Here is a 17,478-nt window from a genome sequence, read left to right as displayed (position 1 = left end):
GCAGGTAGAATCGGCCGAGTGACGATTGCACCTGAGGGACGAAAGATGCTCCGCCTCGAGGTCCGGAATGCCGAGACCCCGATCGAGGAGAAGCCCGCCTGGATCAAGACGCGCGCAAAATTCGGGCCCAACTATCGCGATCTGAAGAATCTCGTCGCCACGGAGAACCTGCATACCGTCTGCCAAGCGGCCGGCTGCCCCAACCAGTTCGAGTGCTGGGAGGACCGCGAGGCCACCTTCCTGATCGGCGGTGACCAGTGCACCCGGCGGTGCGACTTCTGCCAGATCGCCACCGGCAAGCCCACCGGCTACGACCTGGACGAGCCGCGCCGCGTCGCCGAGTCGGTCCAGAAGATGGGCCTGCACTACGCGACCGTGACCGGTGTCGCCCGCGACGACCTGCCCGACGGCGCCTCCTGGCTCTACGCCGAGACCTGCCGCCAGATCCACGAGGCGATCCCCGGCTGCGGGGTGGAGCTGCTGGTCGACGACTTCCAGGGCAACCGGAAGGCGCTGCAGGCCGTCTTCGACGCCCAGCCCGAGGTCTTCGCCCACAACGTCGAGACCGTGCCGCGGATCTTCAAGCGGATCCGTCCGGGCTTCCGCTACGAGCGTTCCCTCGAGGTGCTGACCATGGCCCGCGAGGCCGGTCTGGTCACCAAGTCCAACCTGATCCTCGGCATGGGCGAGACCGACGAGGAGATCTCCCAGGCGCTGCGCGACCTGCACGCCGCCGGCGCGGAGATCATCACCATCACCCAGTACCTGCGCCCCTCCGAGCGCCACCACCCGATCGAGCGCTGGGTCACCCCCGAGCAGTTCGACGCGTTCGCCGACGAGGCCCGCGAGATCGGCTTCTCCGGTGTGATGAGTGGCCCGCTGGTCCGCTCCTCCTACCGTGCCGGCCGGCTCTACCGCCAGGCCAAGGAAGCGCGCGGCCAGGGCGCAGCGGTCCTGAAGATCCACGGGGTCCACCCCACCAGCGGCCCGCAGGCCTGACCAGCGATGCCGACCACCCGTCCGCACGACAGCAAGGTGAATGACTGATGGCCAAGAGTGAGGCCGCGAAGGCGCTGGAAGCTAAGCAGAAGGCCGCCCGCCGCGCCGAGAAGGAGCGTCGCCGCAACAGCGAGGATCCGCGTGACTGGGGCTGGTGGAAGCAGATCACCTACGCCTACAAGGCGACCGCGAAGGTCGACAAGAAGCTGAACCTGTGGATGGCGGGCGCCTTCGCGGTGCCGGTCCTCCTGGCCATCCTGGTCGCGGCCCTGACCGGGGGCACGGCGTTCAGCTGGGTGCTCTGGATCATCACCGGCGTCGTCGCCGGCTTCACGCTGGCCGTCTTCATCCTGACCAACCGGATGAAGCGGGCCACCCTGGAGCAGGCCCGCGGCCAGGTCGGCTCGGCCGCCGCCGCGCTCGGGCTGCTCAACACCAAGATCTGGACCCATGACCTGGGCATCGCCGGCACCCGCCAGCAGGACCTGATCCACCGGGCGATCGGCCCGGCCGGGGTGGTCCTGATCGGCGAGGGCGAGCCCGGCCGGCTGAAGCAGTTGCTCGCCGCCGAGGAGCGCAAGCACGCCCAGCTCACCGCCGACCTGCCGGTCTGGGTGGTCCAGATGGGCACCAAGGAGGGCCAGGTCTCCCTGGATGACCTTGCCAAGCACATTCGCAAGCTGCCGAAGTCCTTGGACAAGTACCAGGTGACCGAGGTCCGCTCCCGGGTGAAGGCGCTCGACGCGGTCCGTCCGCGCGTGCCGCTGCCGAAGGGCCCGATGCCGACCAGCGCCCGCCAGGCCCGCGGCAGCCGTCGCGCCCTGCGCGGCCGCTGAGCCGGGAGAGCACCCACCAGATGGCAGTCGCTGCGAACTTCGTCAACGCCGAGCACATCTCGAAGACCTACGGGACCCGTACGCTCCTGGACGACCTGACGATCGGGCTGGGCCCCGGGGACGTGATCGGCGTCGTCGGCCGCAACGGGGACGGCAAGTCGACGCTGCTGCGGCTCCTGACCGGCAGGGAGGAGCCCGACACCGGGCGGGTCACCCGTACCGGCGGGATCACCATCGGCATCGTCGACCAGTCCGACGAGTTCGAGCCGACCGCCACGGTCCGCGACCTGATCGTCGACGGCGCGCCCGACCATGTCTGGGCCGCCGACGCGACGACCCGCGGCATCGTCGAGCACCTGCTGGCCGACGTCGACCTGGACCGCGAGGTCGGCCGGCTCTCGGGCGGCGAGCGCCGCCGTGTCGCGCTGGTGGCGGCGATGCTGCACCGGCACGAGGTGCTGGTCCTGGACGAGCCCACCAACCACCTGGACGTCGAGGCGGTGGCCTGGCTGGCCGAGCACCTGCGCGCACTGCAGACCGCGGACCGGGCGATGCTCGTCGTCTCCCACGACCGCTGGTTCCTGGACGCGATCTGCACCCGGGTCTGGGAGGTCCACGACGGGACGGTCGACACGTACGACGGCGGCTACGCCGCGTACGTGCTGGCCCGGGTGGAGCGCCAGCGGCAGGCCGCCGCCAACGAGGCGCGCCGGCAGAACCTGATGCGCAAGGAGCTGGCCTGGCTCCAGCGCGGCGCCCCGGCCCGGACCTCCAAGCCGAAGTTCCGGATCGACGCGGCCAACGAGCTGATCGCGAACGAGCCGCCCCCGCGCGACGCGCTCGGCCTGCAGAAGTTCGCGATGACCCGCCTCGGCAAGGACGTCATCGACCTGTCCGACGTCTCGTACGCGTTGCCCGCCGCGCCGGACGGGACCCCGGGCCGGCCGATCGTCGAGCACCTGACCTGGTCCCTGGCCCCGGGCGCGAGGATCGGCCTGGTCGGGGTGAACGGCGCCGGCAAGACGACGCTGCTGCGGCTGTTCGCCAAGGACCTGGCCCCGGACACCGGTGCGGTCAAGCATGGCAAGACGCTCAACCTGGGCTGGCTCAACCAGAACGTCGAGCCGGTCGACCCGGAGGACCGGGTGCTGACCTCGATGCAGCGGATCGCCAACCGACTCTCGCTGGCAGACGGCCGCGAGGTCACCACGACGTCTCTGCTGGAGGACTTCGGCTTCTCCGGCAACCGCCTGCACACCCGGCTCGGGGAACTGTCCGGCGGCGAGCGCCGTCGGCTGCAGTTCCTGCGGATCATGCTGCACGAACCCAACGTGCTGCTGCTCGACGAGCCCACCAACGACCTCGACATCGACACCCTCAACGTCGTCGAGGACTACCTCGACAACTGGCCCGGGACGCTGGTCGTGGTCTCCCACGACCGCTACTTCCTGGAGCGCACGACCGACGTGACGTACGCGCTGTTCGGCGACGGCGCGGTCCGGATGCTGCCCCGGGGTGTCGACGAGTACCTCGAGCGTCGCCGGGCCCTGCAGTCCGCGGCAGCCGGAGCAGCCGAGCCTGGGACAGGGTCCGGAACGGCGGAGGCACCCGAGCCCCAGGGCCCCTCCCCTGCCGAGACCCGTCGGGCGCAGAAGGACATGGCCCGGCTGGAGGGCCAGCTGGCGAGGATCAGCGAGCAGATTGCCCGGCTGCATGCCGACATGGCCTCGGAGGCCTCGGACTACGTACGGCTCGGCCAGCTGCAGACCCGGTTGGGCGAGCTGGAGCAGAAGCACGAGGCCCTCGAGGAGGAGTGGCTGGAGGCCGCCTCCGTCCTGGAGGACTGACGCCCCGGCCGCTGCGGCAGGGGGGACTGGCGCTCCCAGCCGCTAGTCGCCCTGGTGCCCGATCCGGATCGGAATGCGCCGCGGGCCGAAGTCCCCGGCCTCCGCCCCGAACCGTCCCGGCAGCGGCTGCCCGCAGTCGGGACAGCGGCCGTCGGAGGTGAGCCGGTAGGACAGGATCCGGTACCAGTCACGAACAATCAGCTTGCCACCGCAGCCGGAGCACCGGGTGGTGTCGCCGGCGCGGTCGTGCACGTTGCCGGTGTAGACGTAGTTCAGCCCCTCGTCCATCGCTATCTCGCGGGCCCGGGTCAGCGTCGCGGGTGGGGTCGGCGGGGTGTCGAGCATCCGGTTGTCGGGGTGGAACGCGGAGAAGTGCAGCGGCGTGTCCGGGCCCAGTTCGGCCGCGATCCAGCGCGCCTCCTGCCTCAGCTCCTCCGGGTCGTCGTTCAGGCCAGGGATGAGCAGGGTGGTGATCTCGAACCACACGTCCGTCTCGGTCCGGAGGTAGGACAGGGTGTCGAGCACCGCGCCGAGCCGGGCGCCGGTGATCTTGCGGTAGAAGTCGTCCCGGAACCCCTTCAGGTCCACGTTGGCCGCCGACATGTGCGCGTAGAAGTCCCGGCGGGGCTCCGCATGGATGTAGCCAGCCGTCACGGCGACGGTGTGGATCCCTGCCTCCTGGGCGGCCTCCGCGACGTCCATGGCGTACTCGGCGAAGATCACCGGATCGTTGTAGGTGAAGGCGAGCGAGTCGCAGTGCCACTCCTGGGCCGCCCGCACCAGGTCGGCCGGGGAGGCGGAATCGGCGAGCGTCTCCATCTCGCGGGCGGTCGAGATCTCGTGGTTCTGGCAGAACTTGCAGCCCAGGTTGCAGCCGGCGGTCCCGAAGGAGAGCACGCTGGTGCCCGGGTAGAAGTGGTTGAGCGGCTTCTTCTCGATCGGGTCGATGCAGAATCCCGACGACTTGCCATAGGTCGTCAGCACCATCTGGTCACCGACCCGTTGTCGTACGAAGCAGTAGCCGCGCTGGCCATCGCGAAGGCGGCAGTCACGGGGACACAGGTCGCACTGGATGCGCCCGTCGTCCAGTCGGTGCCAGTAGCGGGCCGGGTACGCCGAATCGGTCATCATTCACTCCGCATGCTCGCGTCCTCGACCTTGAGGACGCCTTCCTCCAAGCATGGCGCGCCGATCAAGCGGCTGTCTGCTCGCTCCACCTCCGCACGGTGTACCGGTCGACCTGCCAGGCGGGATCCCAGCCGTTCCCCGGCAGCCCGGCCTTCCTCCTGAGGTGGTCGAGGAAGCGGGAGGGGTCGGGCAACTGGTCCCATACCTGCGGCAGGAACGTCCCGCGCCGGCGCCCGGCCCGCAGCACCACGCCGTCGATCCCGGGGCGGAGCCGGCCGAGCAGGTCGTCCTCGTCGTCGTACGGGACCGGCTCCAGTGCCGACAGCACCGAGACCTCCACCTCGATCCCGGCATACTCCCGCACCGTCAGGGCCGGGAACCGGGGATCGGCGAAGGCAGCGGCCCGAGCATTGGCAGCCGTGTCCTCCCCCAGGCTCCGGTACGCCTCGAGGGTGCCGATGCAGCCACGCAGCCGGCCGGCCAGGTGCAGGGTGACGAAGCTGGCGCCCGGCTCGGCCAGCCAGTCCGCCGCGGGGACCTCGGGCCCGGGCAGGTGCAGCCGATCGGCGATCGCGGCCCGGGCGAGCGGCAGCAGCACCGGCCCCATGTCGTCGGGGAACATCAGCCCACGCCGATGGCGGCGTAGCCGACCACCCGCCGCTTGTCACCGGCGGTGTCGCCGGAGTTGCACAGCCCGTACAGCTCGGTCACGAGGCCTCGGCGGGCGGCGCTGACCAGCAGGCCGTTGACCGCCCGGGCCCCGCACGCCCGCTCCGGCGCGATCGGCCCGCGCAGCGCGAGCAGCCGGTCCACCGTCTCCCTGTCCAGCCGTTGGGCCTCGGCGTACGGGTGGTAGTGGGACAGGTCGGAGCTGAACACGAGCACGGTCTCCGGACCACCCCACAGCCGGTCGACGACTTCCGCGACATCCTCGCCGCCGACCTCACCGACGGCGAAGGGGACCAGCTCGAAGTCCCCGAGGACCCGCTGTAGGAAGGGCAGCTCCACTTCCAACGAGTGTTCAGCGGCGTGGGCTGCGGCACTCACCACCACCTGCGGCAGGTCGGCCAGGTCCGGCAGCGCGATCGGCACGTCACCCAGGGGGGTGCGGAAGGCACCAGCGGCGGGAAGGGCCAGTCCGCGGACGGCCACCCGGTGGCAGGGTCCGAACAGGACCACCCGGGTGATCCGGTCGGCCGCCGCGGCGAGGCGGGCGAAGCCGAGGGCCGCGGTCGAGCCGGAGTAGACGTAACCCGCGTGCGGCACGATCACCGCCTTCGGCACCGAGGCCCCGGCAGGTACGTCGACGGCCGCCCGGGCCAGCAGGTCGTCCACGTCCCGAGCCAAGTCCGTCGACGACCCCGGGTAGAACATCCCCGCAACGGCCGGGGGGCGCACTGACGTCGAACGCATACCCCAACGGTAGCCGCGTCGCGCCCTGACTGCCCGGTAGGTGACGGACCCCTCAGCGAGCGTCCAGCGCCTCGGCCGCCTGTGCCGCCTCGACCAGGGACGCCTCGATACCCGCGGCCGCGGCTCGCATCGCCCCGACGATCCCCGGCAGGTGCACTGTCGCGAAACGCTGGGTGGGCATCGAGACGGTGATCGCCGCTCCCCCCTCGGTGCCGGGTCCATGGATCGCCACGCCGACCGCCGTCACGCCGCGCTCGGTCTCCTGGTCGTTGACGGCGTAGCCGAGGCGCTGGATCCGCTCGACGATCGCAGCGCCCTCGATCGGGTCGATCGAGTTGTCCCCGGCGACCGGATGCCCCATCGACAACTGGCGGAGGACCCGCAGCCGTTCGTGCGGGGGCAGCTCGGCCAGGATGGCCCGGCCACCGGAGGTCAGGTGGGCAGGGAAGGCCATGCCCTCACGGTCCCCGACCCGCAGCGCCTGCATCGACTCCACCGAGGCGGCGAACCGCGCCTGGGTACCGACCAGGACGACCAGGTTCGCCGTCTCGCCAGTGGCCACGGCCAGCTCGCGCAGGTGCGGGAGCACCACGGCCCGCAGTTCGGCGATGCCGGAATGCGGTGTCGTGCCGTGGGCCAGCATGGGGCCGGCCACGTAGCGCTGGTCCTCACGCTGGGCCGCGAAGTCGCGGTAGACGAGCATCTGCAGCAGCCGGTGCGCGGTCGAGCGGGCCACGCCCAGTCGCTCCGCGGCGTCGGCCACCCGCATCGGCCCCTCGAGCTGCAGCATCGACGCCAGTCGCAGCGCGTTGTCGACGCTGGTGATGGCATACGGGGGAGGATTCTTCACTCCAGAATTATAAGTTCACTCTGGCAGAATCGCGGTAACGTTCATCACATGACAATGACGTCCGCACCGAGGAGCCGCGCCGCGCTCCGGCAACGCCCCGACGAGCGCGTGACCCTCCTCCCCTCCGGTGCCATCCTCGCCGGCACCCTCGCCGCGCTCTCGCTGGCTGCGCTCTCCCCGGCCGCGGCCGCAGCGGCAGCGACCCTGCTGGTCATCACCGGTCTGGTCATCCAGCACCGGCCCACCGCCGTCCCCGTCCTCCTCGGGACGACCCCGTCGACCAGCGACGCCCGCTGACACCCTCCGCTCGCCCCACGAACTCGAAGGAGAACCCCATGCCTGACAACACTCTCCCCTCCCCGGTGAAGCTCCCGGTCATCGAGGGCCCCACCCAGCCGGCACCCAGCCCCGAGCTCGCCGACCTCTACCGGGGATTCGAGCAGGAGATGCTCATCCCGCTGTGGTACGAGATCGGCGACCTGATGCCGGGCAAGCCGCAGGCCAAGGCGGCCCCGTGGCTGTGGAAGTGGTCGGACCTGCTGCCCCTGGCCGAACAGGCCGGCGACATCGTGCAGGTCGGCCGTGGCGGCGAGCGCCGCGCGATCGCGCTGGCCAACCCCACCCTGGGCGGACGCCCCTACATCTCGCCCACCCTGTGGTGCGCCATCCAGTACCTCGGCCCGGGCGAGGACGCCCCGTACCACCGCCACACCCAGAACGCGTTCCGCTTCGTGGTGGAGGGTGAGGGCGTGTGGACCCTGGTGAACGGTGACCCGATCCCGATGCGCCGCGGCGACTTCCTGCCGCAGGGGACCTGGAACTGGCACGGCCACTTCAACCCGACCGACCAGCCGATGGCCTGGATCGACGGGCTCGACATCCCGTTCCAGTACGCGACCGACTCCACCTTCTTCGAGTTCGGCCCCGAGCAGTTCACCGACGAGGAGCGTACGACCCCCCAGCAGTCCCGCAGCGAGCGGCTGTGGCAGTACGGGGGCCTGACCCCGGAGAAGTACGCCGCCCAGCCCATTCCGTTCTCCCCGCTGTTCGCCTACCGCTGGGCCAACACTGACGCCGCCCTGACCCAGCAGCTGGCGATGGAGGCCGAGGGCCACGACGTCACCGTCGAGCCGGGCCACGCCGCGGTGCGCTACACCAACCCGACCAATGCCGGCGACGTGCTGCCGACGATCCGTACGTCCATCCACCGCCTGCGCAAGGGTGCCGCCACGGCCCCGCGTCGCGAGGTCGGCTCCTCGGTGTTCCAGGTCTTCGACGGCGCCGGCAAGGTCAGCGTCGGCGACCGCACCTGGTCGGTCACCCGCGGTGACATCTTCGTGGTGCCCTCCTGGACCACCTTCTCCATCAGCTCCGAGGCCTCCGCCTCCGACTCGGACTCCGGCGCCCTGGACCTGTTCCGGTTCGCCGACACCCCGATCTTCGAGAAGCTCGACCTGTACCGCAGCGAAATCGACGCCTGATCCACCCCCTCACCCGCACGATCGAAGGAGATCCCATGAAGCTCGCCACCATCCGTACGACCGAGGGCACCAAGGCCGTCCGTGTCGAGGGCGACACGTTCGTCGACCTGGGCGTCGACAGTGTCAGCACGCTGCTCGCCTCGGAGGACTGGGAGGCCAGGGCGGCCGCCGACGGCCCGACGCTGTCCGCCGCCGACGCCGACTTCGCCCCGGTCACCCCGGAACCGAAGAAGATCATCTGTGTCGGCCTGAACTACCGCACGCACATCAAGGAGATGGGCCGCGACCTGCCGGAGTACCCGACGCTGTTCGCGAAGTACCCCGAGGCCCTGATCGGTGCCAACGACGACATCATCCTGCCGCCCGAGGACGACCAGTACGACTGGGAGGCCGAGCTGGCAATCGTGATCGGCAAGAAGGTCCGCCGCGCCAAGGGTGCCGAGGCCGAGGCGGCCATCGCCGGCTACTCGACGCTCAACGACGTGACGATGCGTGGCTGGCAGTACCGCTCCAAGATGTGGCTGCAGGGCAAGACCTGGGCGAACACCACCCCGATGGGTCCCTACCTGGTCACCAAGGACGAGGTCGGCGGCGGGCGCCCCGCACTGAAGATCGAGGACGCCCTGAACGGCGAGACCAAGCAGTCCGACACCACCGGCGACCTGGTCTTCGACCCGATCACCCTGGTCGAGTACATCTCCACCATCCTCACCCTGGAGCCCGGCGACGTGATCGCCACCGGCACCACCGGCGGCGTGGGCCACGCCCGCAAGCCCTCCCAGTACATGAAGGCCGGCGACGTGCTGGTCACCGAGATCGAGGGCCTGGGTCGTTGCGAGAACCGCTGCGTCGCCGAGGTCGTGGAGTGAGCCCGGCCTTCGACGACACCCGGCGCTGGATGGCGCAGGGAACCGAGTTGTTCACTACCTCCCTGTCGCGGGTGAGTGACGAGCAGCTGGCCGGGCCGACCGACCTGGACGGCTGGACCGGCAAGCACCTCCTCGCCCACGTCTGCGCGAACGCCGAGGCCCTGCAGCACCTGGTGCACTGGGCCCGGACCGGCGAGGAGACCCCGATGTACTCCTCGCCGACCCAGCGCAACGAGGACATCGAGACCGGCTCCCACAAGGACGCCGCCGAGCTGCGCGAGTGGTACCACCGCTCCGTGGCGGCCCTCGATGCCGATGTCGCCGGGCTGACCGACGAGCAGTGGCAGCACACCGTGGTGACCGCCCAGGGACGTACGGTCCCCGCGACGGAGCTGCCGTGGATGCGCAGCCGCGAGGTAATGGTGCACGCCGTCGACCTCGGTGGTGTCGGCTTCGCCGACCTGCCGGCGGACTTCTGCGCCGCGCTGGTCGCCGACATCGCCGCGAAGCGTTCCCGTACCCCGGAGCACCCGGCGGTGTCCGCGAGCGCGACCGATGCGGACGTGGCGGTGGAGATCCCCGGCACCGGCGACCCGATCGTCGTGGCGGCCCCGCTCAGCGAGCTCACCACATGGCTCGCCGGACGTCCCGGCGGCCCGTCCCGTACTACCGACGGAAACGACCTGCCCGGCCTGCCGGCCTGGCTCTGACAACTCGAACACCTGACAGATCTCCCCGTAGGGGGAGGAAGGAAACAAGAACATGACCACCTTCAAGGGTGATGTAGTGGTCGTCGGTGGCGGCATCGGCGGCATGGCGGCAGCGCTCGCGCTCTCGCTCAAGGGATTCAACGTTCAGCTGTTCGAGAAGCACTCGAAGTTCGGCGAGGTCGGCGCGGGCATGCAGATCGCCCCGAACTGCACCCGGATCCTCGACTACTGGGGCGTCCTCGACGAGGTCAAGGCCGCCGGCGTGCTGCCGTCCGGGATGAAGATGCTCGACGCGATGGACGGGCACATCATCACGCAGATGGACCTGCGCGACATGGAGAAGCGGTACGGCTACCCGTACATGGTGATCCACCGCTCCGACCTGCACCGGATCCTGATGGAGGCCGCGGTGCGCGCCGGTGCCACGCTGCACGGCAGCAAGGGGTGCGTCAGCTACGAGAACACCCCCGACGGTGCCCGCGCGGTCTTCGAGGACGGTGACGTCGCCGAGGGCAACATCGTCATCGCGGCCGACGGCCTGCACTCGGTGGCCCGCGCCATGATGAGCGACGACCAGCCGGTCAACTCGGCCTACGTCGCCTACCGCGGAGCCTTCCCGGTCGGCGAGGTCGCCGACAACCACGTCTTCCTCGACGACGTCGTGGTCTACGTGGGCCCGGGCCGCCACTTCGTGCAGTACGGCCTGCGCGGCGGCCAGATGTTCAACCAGGTCGCGGTCTTCGAGTCCCCCAAGGCCCTGGCGGGCGAGGAGGACTGGGGCACGCCGGACGAGCTGGACAAGGCCTTCGAGGGCAGCTGCGAGGCGATCGAGGAGGGCCTGCCGCTGATGTGGCGGGACCGCTGGTGGCGGATGTTCGACCGCGAGCCCCTGATGGACTGGGTCGACGGGCACATCGCCCTGCTCGGCGACTCGGCCCACCCGCCGCTCCAGTACATCGCCCAGGGCGCCATCATGGCGATCCAGGACGCGTACGTGATGGCCGAGCACGCGGCCAAGAACCGCCGTGCCGACGGCACCATCGACGCCGACACCGTGCTCACTGCGTACAACGCAGTGCGCCCGGAGCACTGCCGCCGGGTGCTGACCACCTCGCGCAAGTGGGGTGAACTGTGGCACCTGCCCAAGCCCGAGGCGGACTTCCGCAACGCCCTGCTCGAGGCCCGCGACACGTACGACTACTCGTTCACGGACTGGCTGTACAAGGACACCGCGCTCACCCCCGAGGAGGAGCCCGAGCTGTTCGAGCCGCTGTCGATCCACGACGAGCCTGCCAAGGCCTGGCAGAACCGCTGAGCCGAGCCGGCCCAGAATTACAGCAGCACAGAAGTACAGCAGCACAGAAGTACAGCAGCACAGAAGTACAGCAGCACCGCGTGGGGAGGATCCTGTCATCGGCAGGATCCTCCCCACGTCGGGTTCGCGGGCATCCTCTTCGCGAACCTCTGGTGCGGAACGGGCACGGCGGGTTACCGTTTTGCATGCGTATCACCGACCTGCTGCGTCGCAAGGGCACCGACGTCGTCACCCTTTCACCTGACGCCACCATCGCCGACGCCGTCGCGCTGCTCCGCGACCGTGGGATCGGCTGCATCGTCATCGTCGGGAGCGACTCCCCGATCGTCGGGCTGGTGTCCGAACGCGACATCGCGCGCAGTGTCGGCACCGCCTCGCCCGACTCCCCGGTGTCCGGGATCATGACTGCAGACGTGGTGACGTGCACCCCCGACACGGACGTGGAGGTGCTCGCCGCCCTGATGACGGACCAGCGCGTCCGGCACATCCCGGTCGTCCAGGACGGCGTGATGCGTGGCCTGGTCAGCATCGGTGACGTCGTGAAGGCCCACGTCGACGAGCTCCGCGCCGAGCGCGACCAGCTCGTGGCGTACGTCCAGTCCTGATCGGCCGTTCCTGGTCGGGAGTGCCTGATCGGGTGTTCGGCCGTACGTGACGCTGTTGCGTCAGCGGCGCTTGACGACGAGCGCGCGCAGCATCATGTCGTTCAGGCTGCGCCGGTCGTCACCGATCACGGCCGCGGGGATGACCAGGCAGATCATGAACGTACGCACCACGGCCACCCACCACGGGATGGCGGTGCCGTTCGCGCGGGTGACACCGATGCCCACGATCAGCTGGCCGATGCTGGAGCCGGTCAGCGCGGTGGTCACGGTCTTCTCGAGGAAGAAGACCACCAGCGTCGCGAAGCGCTCCGGGCCGCTGCCGTTGAGGACCGCTCCCCAGGTGATCAGTACGGCCAGGGCCGTGGAGATCGCCCAGTCCAGCACCAGCGCGGTGGCCCGCTGACCCCAGGTCGCCAGCGATCCCGGTCCGGCTTCGGGGAGTCCGAGTCGCTGGCCCGGGTACGTGAGCTCCGTACCGGTGTCGTAGGCGTTTTCCGTCACGATCGCCAGCCTACCCGGCTGGGGCCAGCCCCCTCGACAGCGCAGGAGTGCCCGGCCGTAACATGGCCGCAATACCTGCGCAACGATCGAGAAATCCGCTGTCCGTAGGCTGACCGCGCAGTCCAACCATTACCTACCTTTTCCGGAGGCGCAATGTTCCAGGGAGCTGACGACCTGTTGGCCTACATCAAGGAGGAGGGCGTCGAAGTCATCGACGTCCGGTTCTGCGATGTTCCCGGCGTGATGCAGCACTTCACCGTGCCCGCCAAGTCGTTCGACAAGGACGCGTACGACGAGGGGCTCGCCTTCGACGGGTCGTCGATCACTGGGTTCCAGAAGATCCACGAGTCGGACATGGCCCTGCTCCCGGACCCGACCACCGCGTACCTCGACCCGTTCCGCAAGGCGAAGACGCTGGTGATCGACTTCTACGTGCACGACCCGATCACCAAGGAGCCCTACAGCCGCGACCCGCGCAACATCGCGCGCAAGGCCGAGGCGTACCTGGCCTCCACCGGTATCGCGGACACCGCGTTCTTCGCCCCCGAGGCCGAGTTCTACATCTTCGATGACGTGCGCTTCGACACCAACGAGCACACGAGCTTCTACGCCATCGACTCGGAGGAGGCTGCCTGGAACACCGGCACCGCTCGCGAGGGTGGCAACCGCGGCTACCACGTGAAGAACAAGGGCGGCTACTTCCCGGTCGCCCCGGTCGACCACTTCGCCGACATGCGCCAGGACATGGTCGAGCACCTGGAGAACGCCGGGCTCATCCTCGAGCGCGCCCACCACGAGGTCGGCAACGCGGGCCAGCAGGAGATCAACTACCGCTTCAACACGCTGCAGGCCGCCGGCGACGACGTGATGAAGTTCAAGTACATCATCAAGAACACCGCGTGGGAGGCCGGCAAGACGGCCACCTTCATGCCGAAGCCGGTCTTCAACGACAACGGTTCGGGCATGCACGTGCACTCCTCGCTGTGGAAGGACGGCACGCCGCTGTTCTTCGACGAGAACGGCTACGGCGGCCTGTCCGACATGGCCCGCTGGTACATCGGTGGCCTGCTCGCGCACGCCCCGTCCCTGCTGGCGTTCACCAACCCGAGCGCGAACTCCTACCACCGCCTGGTGCCGGGCTTCGAGGCCCCGGTGAACCTGGTGTACTCGCAGCGCAACCGTTCGGCCTGCATCCGCATCCCGATCACCGGCCCGAACCCGAAGGCCAAGCGCGTCGAGTTCCGCTGCCCCGACCCGTCCTCGAACCCGTACCTGGCCTTCTCGGCCATGCTGCTGGCCGGCCTCGACGGCATCCAGAACCGGATCGAGCCGCCGGAGCCGATCGACAAGGACCTCTACGAGCTGCCGCCCGAGGAGCACGCCGACATCGCCACCGTCCCGGCCTCCCTGGAGGGTGCGCTCGACGCCCTGCGCGAGGACCACGAGTACCTGCTCGTCGGTGACGTGTTCACCCCGGACCTGATCGACACCTGGATCGAGCTGAAGGAGGCGGAGATCGCCGCCCTGCGCCAGCGCCCGCACCCGTACGAGTTCGACCTGTACTACGACATCTGATCGGCCGGGTCCCTGACCCACTGATCGTCGTGTGAACGGCGGCCGGCCTGCCCACCCCTCGGGGTGGCGCGAGGCGGCCGCCGTTTCAGTTTTCCATGGGACCCGACCGCGGCGATGCCGCGGGCCGGGCCCGTGCCCCGCCCCCAGCGTGGGCTCTGGTCGCGGCACCTACCGCCGGTTACGCTGCCGACATGAGCGAACCTCTGGTCCTCGCGGTGCCCGGTCCCGATGGTCCCCGGAAGGTGAAGCTGTCCCACCCCGACAAGCTGCTCTGGCCGGCCGCCGGTCTCCCCGACGGCCGGGGCGTGACCAAGGGCGAGCTGGCCGAGTACCTGCTCGCCGTCGCCGAGCCGTTCCTGCACCTGAACGGCGACCGGCCGATGACCCTTCAGCGTTTCCCCGAGGGCATCGACGGCGAGGAGTTCTTCTCCAAGCGGCCACCGCAAGGTACTCCGGCCTACCTGCCCCGGGTGATGTGCACGTACCCCTCCCGGCGCCGCCACGAGCAACTGGTGTTCACCGAGCCGGCCGCCCTGGCCTGGGCAGCCCAGATGGGCACCATCACCTTCCACCCCTGGCCGGTCAGGACGGCCGATCCCGACAACCCGGACGAGCTGCGGATCGACCTGGACCCCCAGCCCGGTCGCCACTTCCGCGATGCCGTCGAGGCGGCGAACGCCCTGCGGGAGCTGATGGCAGGGATCGGGCTGACCGCGTACGCCAAGACGTCCGGGAACCGGGGGGTGCACGTCTACGCCCGGATCTCCCCCGCCCATGAGTTCCTCGAGGTCCGGCACGGGGTGATCGGGATCGCCCGGGAGCTGGAGCGCCGGCTCCCGGACCTGGTCACCACCTCGTGGTGGAAGGAGGAGCGCGGCGAGCGCATCTTCGTCGACTTCAACCAGGCCAACCGGGACCGGACCATCGCCGCCGCGTACAGTCCCCGGCCGCTGCCGTGGGCGCCGGTGTCCACGCCGTTGTCGTGGGCCGAGCTCGCCGACGCCGACCCGCACCAATTCACCGTCCGTACGGTCCCCGGCCTGCTGGCCGACCGGCCCTGTCCATGGTCCTCGATCGATGCCGACGTGGGGGACCTCGAGGGCGCCCTGGCGCTGTGGCAGGCCGACGTCGAGCGCGGGCTCGGCGAGCTCAACTTCCCGCCCGACTATCCCAAGATGCCCGGCGAACCGCCACGCGTGCCGCCGAGCAAGCGCCGGACCGACCGCGCCGACGAGGAGTACCTCGCACCGAAGGCCGAGCGCGACGCCGACTGGGGCATGCCCATCGTCCCGCCGTTCGGCCCGATGCTGGCCAAGCCGGTCAAGGACCTGCCTCGCGGAGAGGTCATCTTCGAGCCCAAGTGGGACGGCTTCCGCTCGATCATCTGGCGCTCCGGGGACAAGGTCGAGATCGGCAGCCGCAACGAGCGCCCGATGACCCGCTACTTCCCCGAACTGGTCGAGGCAGTGCTGGACAACTTCCCCGACCCGAGCTGCATCGACGGGGAGATCGTCATGGTCGACCCCGAGCACGGCGACCGGCTCGACTTCGACGTCCTGCAGCAGCGGATCCATCCGGCGGCCTCCCGGATCCGCAAGCTCGCGGCCGCGACGCCGGCCAGCTTCGTCGCCTTCGACCTGCTCGCGCTCGGCACTGTCGACTACACCGAGAAGCCCTTCGAGGAACGCCGGGCCGCCCTGGCGGAGGCCCTGGCCGGGGCCCGGGCGCCGATCCACCTCACCCCGGCCACCCGCGACCGGGACGTGGCCCGACGCTGGTTCTCCGAGTTCGAGGGCGCCGGGCTCGACGGCGTGGTGGCCAAGCCCGTCGACCTGCCGTACGTGGAGGACAAGCGGGTGATGTTCAAGATCAAGCACGAGCGCACCGCGGACTGCGTGGTCGCCGGCTACCGGCTGTTCAAGGACCATCCCGACGCGGTCGGGTCGGTGCTGCTGGGCATCTACGACGACGCCGGGACCCTGCACCACGTGGGCGTGGTCGGGGCCTTCCCGATCGCCCGTCGCCAGGAGCTGTACGCCGAGCTCCAGCCGTGGGTCACCACCATGGAGGACCATCCGTGGGGCGCCCTGCAGCCGGTGGAGGGATCACCGGACAACCGCGACCAGGCGGCCCCGCGCACCCCCTCCGCGGCGGCGGGATCACGCTGGAACGCACGCAAGGACCTGTCCTTCACCCCGCTGCGCCCCGAGCGGGTGGCCGAGGTCAGGTACGACCACATGGAGGGCGACCGGTTCCGGCACACCGCCCAGTGGGTGCGCTGGCGGGACGACCGGACCCCCGAGTCCTGCACATACGCCCAGCTGGAGGAACCGGTGAGCTACGACCTGAACCGGATCCTCGGGGACCCGGACCAGCCGGCCTGACCGCCGGCCCAGACGACCGGCCCGGGTGACCCCACCCGGGTCTGGGCGCTCACGGCCGTACGTGCCCCAGCCGTACGTGCGCGATCTCCCCCTTGAGCCCGAATCCGGCGTGGTCACTGGCCATGGCGATCCGCATCCCGCCACGCTACGCCTGCCGGGCACCGTCGGGAAGGGCGAGAGGCCCGCTCCCCCTGGGGAGGCCTGCTCCTCCTGGGGAGGCAGCAGCGCTTCTGCGGGACAAGAATGGTTGAAATTTGAAATTCATGTCCTCGTGCTTTATGTTTGAACTGTCAACGAAGATGTCGCCCTCCGTGGCGGCCCACTGCCTGCACGCTCATCGCACCCCAGGAGCCACCCATGCGCACCATCCTCACCCCGAACGCCACCGTTCGCTCGACCGTCCTCCTCGTCAGCCGGGTCATCCTCGGCATCATCCTGGTCGCCCACGGCTACCAGAAGTTCGCCGAGTGGACCCTGGCCGGCACCACCCAGGCCTTCGCCGGCATGGGCGTCCCGCTGCCCGCCGTTTCCGCGACCTTCGCGGCCGTCGTCGAACTGGTCGGCGGCATCCTGCTGGTCGTCGGTGCCTTCACCCCGATCGTCGGCCTGCTGGTCTTCCTCGACATGCTCGGTGCCGCCCTCCTGGTCCACCTGAGCAACGGCATCTTCGTCGGCGACGGCGGCTGGGAGCTCGTCGGCGCCATCGGCGCGGGCGCCCTGGCCCTCGCCGCCACCGGTGCCGGCCGCTGGTCGGTCGACGGCATCCTGCTGAACCGCACGCAGCAGCAGCCCGCCGGCGCCCCGGTGCGCGAGTCGGTCAGCGTTCGCTGACCCCCGCCCCACCCGGAAGCGTCTCCCCGGGGCGCCCGGAACCACAGGGCCGCCGTCACCCCTCGGTGACGGCGGCCCTGCGGCGTGCTGCACCGGCCACCGGGACGAGCCCCGCCGGACCCCTGTACTGGATC

General features: G+C 70.0%; 17 protein-coding genes. 12 read left to right on the top strand and 5 right to left on the bottom strand.

The window, feature by feature from the left end; all coding sequences use genetic code 11:
- Positions 1-45 precede the first annotated feature (45 nt).
- The 3 genes from lipA to GA0111570_RS01895 are packed head-to-tail and all read left to right on the top strand — an operon-like array spanning position 46 to position 3,682.
- Positions 46-999, top strand: coding sequence for a lipoyl synthase (lipA, locus tag GA0111570_RS01905; RefSeq protein ID WP_175557287.1), 954 nt, complete (start codon positions 46-48; stop codon positions 997-999).
- Between the two features lie 47 nt (positions 1,000-1,046).
- Complete coding sequence (locus GA0111570_RS01900) at positions 1,047-1,835, top strand: DUF4191 domain-containing protein (protein ID WP_092605764.1); 789 nt, start codon at positions 1,047-1,049, stop codon at positions 1,833-1,835.
- Positions 1,836-1,855: 20 nt separating this feature from the next.
- Positions 1,856-3,682, top strand: coding sequence for an ABC-F family ATP-binding cassette domain-containing protein (locus GA0111570_RS01895; protein ID WP_092605762.1), 1,827 nt, complete (start codon positions 1,856-1,858; stop codon positions 3,680-3,682).
- A gap of 42 nt (positions 3,683-3,724) precedes the next feature.
- On the opposite strand, the gene amrS is transcribed toward GA0111570_RS01895, so the two are convergent.
- From amrS to GA0111570_RS01875, 4 genes are all read right to left on the bottom strand, one after another.
- Positions 3,725-4,810, bottom strand: a complete 1,086-nt coding sequence (amrS, locus tag GA0111570_RS01890) for an AmmeMemoRadiSam system radical SAM enzyme (RefSeq protein ID WP_092606029.1) — start codon at positions 4,808-4,810, stop codon at positions 3,725-3,727.
- A gap of 64 nt (positions 4,811-4,874) precedes the next feature.
- Entirely contained in the window at positions 4,875-5,432 is a 558-nt protein-coding gene (gene amrA, locus GA0111570_RS01885) for an AmmeMemoRadiSam system protein A (protein ID WP_092605760.1), read from the bottom strand.
- Entirely contained in the window at positions 5,432-6,223 is a 792-nt protein-coding gene (gene amrB / locus GA0111570_RS01880; RefSeq protein WP_092605758.1) for an AmmeMemoRadiSam system protein B, read from the bottom strand. The genes amrA and amrB overlap by 1 nt, the downstream gene beginning before the upstream one ends.
- A 52-nt stretch (positions 6,224-6,275) precedes the next feature.
- Positions 6,276-7,073, bottom strand: coding sequence for an IclR family transcriptional regulator (locus GA0111570_RS01875; RefSeq protein ID WP_092605756.1), 798 nt, complete (start codon positions 7,071-7,073; stop codon positions 6,276-6,278).
- A 48-nt stretch (positions 7,074-7,121) separates the two neighbouring features.
- Here GA0111570_RS01875 and GA0111570_RS01870 point away from each other — a divergent pair, with 48 nt between their 5' ends.
- From GA0111570_RS01870 to GA0111570_RS01845, 6 genes are all read left to right on the top strand, one after another.
- Positions 7,122-7,370, top strand: a complete 249-nt coding sequence (locus GA0111570_RS01870) for a hypothetical protein (RefSeq protein WP_139283117.1) — start codon at positions 7,122-7,124, stop codon at positions 7,368-7,370.
- A 38-nt stretch (positions 7,371-7,408) separates the two neighbouring features.
- Positions 7,409-8,554, top strand: coding sequence for a cupin domain-containing protein (locus GA0111570_RS01865; RefSeq protein WP_092605752.1), 1,146 nt, complete (start codon positions 7,409-7,411; stop codon positions 8,552-8,554).
- Positions 8,555-8,589: 35 nt separating this feature from the next.
- Positions 8,590-9,423 (top strand): fumarylacetoacetate hydrolase family protein, encoded by an 834-nt coding sequence (locus tag GA0111570_RS01860; protein WP_092605750.1) that lies wholly within the window; start codon positions 8,590-8,592, stop codon positions 9,421-9,423.
- On the top strand, positions 9,420-10,133 hold the full coding sequence (locus tag GA0111570_RS01855) for a maleylpyruvate isomerase family mycothiol-dependent enzyme (protein WP_245702976.1): 714 nt from the start codon (positions 9,420-9,422) through the stop codon (positions 10,131-10,133). Before GA0111570_RS01860 ends, GA0111570_RS01855 begins: the two co-directional genes overlap by 4 nt.
- Before the next feature lie 52 nt (positions 10,134-10,185).
- Positions 10,186-11,448 carry an FAD-dependent oxidoreductase gene (locus GA0111570_RS01850; protein ID WP_092605748.1) on the top strand — a complete coding sequence of 421 codons (1,263 nt, stop codon included), beginning with the start codon at positions 10,186-10,188 and terminating at the stop codon, positions 11,446-11,448.
- Positions 11,449-11,633: 185 nt separating this feature from the next.
- Positions 11,634-12,053: a CBS domain-containing protein gene (locus GA0111570_RS01845; RefSeq protein WP_092605746.1), complete on the top strand. Its 420-nt coding sequence runs from the start codon at positions 11,634-11,636 to the stop codon at positions 12,051-12,053.
- 60 nt (positions 12,054-12,113) lie between these two features.
- Here the strand turns inward: GA0111570_RS01845 and GA0111570_RS01840 are convergent, their stop codons facing one another.
- Entirely contained in the window at positions 12,114-12,554 is a 441-nt protein-coding gene (locus GA0111570_RS01840; protein ID WP_092605744.1) for an RDD family protein, read from the bottom strand.
- A 153-nt stretch (positions 12,555-12,707) separates the two neighbouring features.
- Between GA0111570_RS01840 and glnA the strand changes: the two genes are divergently transcribed.
- From glnA to GA0111570_RS01825, 3 genes are all read left to right on the top strand, one after another.
- A complete protein-coding gene (glnA, locus tag GA0111570_RS01835; RefSeq protein WP_092605742.1) occupies positions 12,708-14,129 on the top strand; it encodes a type I glutamate--ammonia ligase in 1,422 nt (473 codons plus the stop codon).
- 191 nt (positions 14,130-14,320) lie between these two features.
- Positions 14,321-16,513, top strand: a complete 2,193-nt coding sequence (locus GA0111570_RS17960) for an ATP-dependent DNA ligase (protein ID WP_092605740.1) — start codon at positions 14,321-14,323, stop codon at positions 16,511-16,513.
- 357 nt (positions 16,514-16,870) lie between these two features.
- On the top strand, positions 16,871-17,344 hold the full coding sequence (locus tag GA0111570_RS01825) for a DoxX family protein (protein WP_092605738.1): 474 nt from the start codon (positions 16,871-16,873) through the stop codon (positions 17,342-17,344).
- Positions 17,345-17,478: the final 134 nt, after the last annotated feature.

The sequence above is a fragment of the Raineyella antarctica genome (assembly GCF_900092135.1).
Classification (GTDB): Bacteria; Actinomycetota; Actinomycetes; order Propionibacteriales; family Propionibacteriaceae; genus Raineyella; species Raineyella antarctica.
This window is presented reverse-complemented; position numbering and strand designations above follow the sequence as displayed.